4 protein-coding genes are annotated in these 3193 nt (G+C 41.8%); 2 read left to right on the plus strand and 2 right to left on the minus strand.

The genetic code is table 11. The features are described from left to right. Positions 1-204, minus strand: a 204-nt coding sequence (locus HMPREF9420_RS04740; protein WP_007134327.1) for a MerR family transcriptional regulator, incomplete at its 3' end; no start/stop codon positions are given. Positions 205-211: 7 nt separating this feature from the next. Then, the gene (locus tag HMPREF9420_RS04745; RefSeq protein WP_044079100.1) at positions 212-493 is read right to left on the minus strand and encodes a helix-turn-helix domain-containing protein; all 282 of its coding nucleotides are present in this window, start codon (positions 491-493) and stop codon (positions 212-214) included. 630 nt (positions 494-1123) lie between these two features. Between HMPREF9420_RS04745 and HMPREF9420_RS04750 the strand changes: the two genes are divergently transcribed. Together HMPREF9420_RS04750 and HMPREF9420_RS04755 are read left to right on the plus strand one after the other, a co-directional pair. Then, positions 1124-2398 (plus strand): virulence-associated E family protein, encoded by a 1275-nt coding sequence (locus HMPREF9420_RS04750; protein ID WP_398393612.1) that lies wholly within the window; start codon positions 1124-1126, stop codon positions 2396-2398. A gap of 220 nt (positions 2399-2618) precedes the next feature. Further along, positions 2619-3193 (plus strand): CHC2 zinc finger domain-containing protein (locus tag HMPREF9420_RS04755; RefSeq protein WP_007134331.1); only part of this gene is annotated, 575 nt, incomplete at its 3' end.

Below are 3193 nucleotides of genomic sequence, written 5' to 3' on the forward strand. Positions count from 1 at the left end.
CCCCTTATCTCTATAATCTTGCAATGTTCGAGGGCTGATATACAGCCGCTCACACACTTCTTTACCCGTGAGGAAATGCTCACCGCCAAACAATGGCTTGTGCGTCTCTGCCACTTCCCTTATTCTTCTGCCCACGTCATGCAGTGCGGTAAGCACCACCTGCATCTCGTCCGAGCCAAAATTCAAATCTTTTGCCGTTTCCATAACTTGTTTATTTTTTAGGTTTGTCAGTTTTTGTAAGGAGCAGCCTTTCCACATCCTCACGTTTATAATAACACTTGTGTCCGATTTGTGCGAATGGCAGCACGCCTATATCACGATAATGCTGCAAGGTGCGCTTGCTGATGTTAAGCAACCTGCACACATCACCATTGTGCAGCCAATCTGTGTGCTTACACTTCTCTCCAAATGCCTTGTGGCAGCAGTCGGCAAGACTTAATATCTCGTCCCTTAGTTTCTGCCAGTTCTGGTCTGTAATTATTAAATACCCCATACTTCTATTGTTTTGTTTGTTGTTACTGTTTTCTTGTGTTGCAGCCTTTTGCGCTCCAGCACGATGCAAAAGTATGGATAGTTTCCTTATGCTCAAAGCACTAAGGAACAGCAGGGAAAACAAAGGAAATACGATGAAATTCTTTTCCTTATTTCTTGTCGTTATCAACGCTGGTACGCCCACTTTTCTTCTTTCACAGCCAATAGCTATAAAAGTACAAGCTACCATTTGACATAAGTATTCTGCCTTGTTCTAAGATTTCAGAGAACATAGAGATAAGCTCTTAATTTTTGCTTACATCTTTTTGTGGATTACTTTTTGTTTAAATAGGTAGTTATTTTCGCCTTATCCGTTCTTTGTTATTCCTTTACTTATAGCTCACTACCCAAATGTGCAGAATACCGCATTTGAATGTGGTTTGTTACAAAGCCAATCAATTATTGATATTTGTATCATTTCCTTTTATCCTTTGATTTCTCCATTTAATCCACTAAAAACTAAGATGTTTGATGATTTCCTACAAGGAATTTTATAGCAGGTTTATGCAACATTATGCAAGCACACCGAGAATGCTTGGCTATCAGAATTATCCTCCTTAACTTCACTTTCAGAAACCATTTTAGGACGATTATGAAGAAATGTGCAGACAATAGCAATATACACGCAGAAGACAAGCCGAAGCATAGTAGGCAAACTTCCAAAAACAAGGAGATAGAAAGCTACCTCTCCACCCATTATGACTTCAGGTTTAACACTGTACTTGGCAGAACAGAGTTTTCTCCCAAATATGCCAATGTGTATAGCAAGGTCAGCCGTTATGACATCAATACCTTTCGCAGGGAACTTGATAGCGAGGAAGGTATTATTACTTCCGCTGATAATCTCTATTCCATCATTGAAAGCAGCTTTTCTCCCCGTATCAATCCCATACAGGAGTATTTCAAGGCTTTGCCAACGGTTGATGCTTCAGAAGTGCTGTACAAGATAGAGATAAACCAATGCGCCATCGCCAATCTTGCATCGTGCGTTACCGTCCGTAACTCCGAGAAGTGGCTGCCGTACCTTACCAAATGGCTTGTGGCAGTGGTTGCCAACGCTATGGACAACCGTGAATGCCGTAACCATACCTGTCTTGTACTAACAGGGGAACAAGGAAAGTTCAAGACTACCTTTCTTGATTTGCTTTGTCCGCCCGCACTTAAAGGTTACAGTTATACAGGTAAGATATATCCGCAGGAGAAGGACACACTTACTTATATCGGTCAGAACCTTATCGTGAACATCGACGACCAGCTCAAAGCCCTTAACAAACGTGACGAGAACGAACTGAAGAACCTCATCACCTGCCCGATGGTCAAATATCGTATGCCCTACGACAAGTATGTGGAGGAATATCCCCATTTGGCGAGTTTCGTAGCATCGGTGAACGGCAACGATTTTTTGACCGACCCGACAGGAAGCAGACGCTTCCTGCCCTTTGAGGTACTTGCCATTGACATTGAACGAGCTAAAGGTATTTCTATGGATGCCGTCTATACCGAAGCCAAAGCCTTGCTAAACGCAGGCTTTAGATATTGGTTTAACGATGAAGAAATCACGGAACTCTACAAGGAGAGTGAGGACTTCCAAGTACAGACCGCAGAAATGAAACTACTATTACGCTGTTTTGAAAAGCCAACAGAGGACAATCCTCATTGTGCTTATATGACCACTACTGAAATACTCGCCTACTTAGGCATCTATACCCATCAGCCTTTGACACTCAAACGTATGGGCGAGGCACTCAAAAGAGCTGGCTTTGAAAAGGTAAGCAAGAGGCGTGAAGGTTGTAGTCCTGTCTATGTGTATAAGATTAGGAAAATCCACCCCTGCCCACTGGTAAATAGCTGTAGTAGTTTGATGTAGTAGCGTATGTAGTATAGTTGTTTACTACAACTCATACCTGAATGTCAATTACTTACAATCAAAATATATGTAGTAAGAAGAAAGTGAAAAAAGTTTTTAGGGGAAAAACTTTAGGAAACGAAAAAGAATAAATGAAGTTTGCCCTATCAGCATAATCAAAATATAATCCGATATTAAAATCAGAATAAATAAATGTTCAACCAATAAGAATAAATAAACAATGAAAGAAGAAGATTTATCACTCATCAAGCGATACCCCATAGTGGAGTATCTTGAAAGGAAAGGTATCAAATCTGTGCGTAGGACACCATCTTATGCCCTCTACCGTTCACCGCTTCGTGAAGACATGCATCCAAGTTTCAAGGTGGACACAGAAAAGAACCTTTGGATAGATTATGCCGAAGGCAAAGGCGGAAGTATTATCGACCTTTGTATGCGATTGGAAGGCTGCACATTGTCGGAAGCCATCCGACACTTAGGGCGGAACACTCTCGATGATACAGTGTACAGTCCTTATAAAAAAAGTGTACAAGACACTTTCATGCAGGAAAGCATCAGACAAGCAGCCTCTACAAATGGTGGAGCAAGGAGACTGACAGGTATATCAGACACCTTGCCACTCCATTTGCAGAAATACCTCACAGAAGAACGCTGCATCAACATAGAAAAGGCTACACCCTTTCTACGTTGTATCAGCTATGAGGTAAGAGGCTATCATTACCAAGCCATCGGCTTTGCCAATCAGTCGGGTGGCTATGAGCTTCGGGACAATGATTCCTTCAAGGGAACGATTGT

Origin of the sequence: Segatella salivae DSM 15606, assembly GCF_000185845.1 — a bacterium.
Taxonomy (GTDB): Bacteria; Bacteroidota; Bacteroidia; order Bacteroidales; family Bacteroidaceae; genus Prevotella; species Prevotella salivae.

What these genes read in the sequence shown, in the direction of transcription:
- HMPREF9420_RS04745 (WP_044079100.1), bottom strand. Translation starts at nt 493, where the DNA reads ATGGGGTATTTAATAATTACAGACCAGAACTGGCAGAAACTAAGGGAC.
- HMPREF9420_RS04750 (WP_398393612.1), top strand. Translation starts at nt 1,124, where the DNA reads ATGAAGAAATGTGCAGACAATAGCAATATACACGCAGAAGACAAGCCG.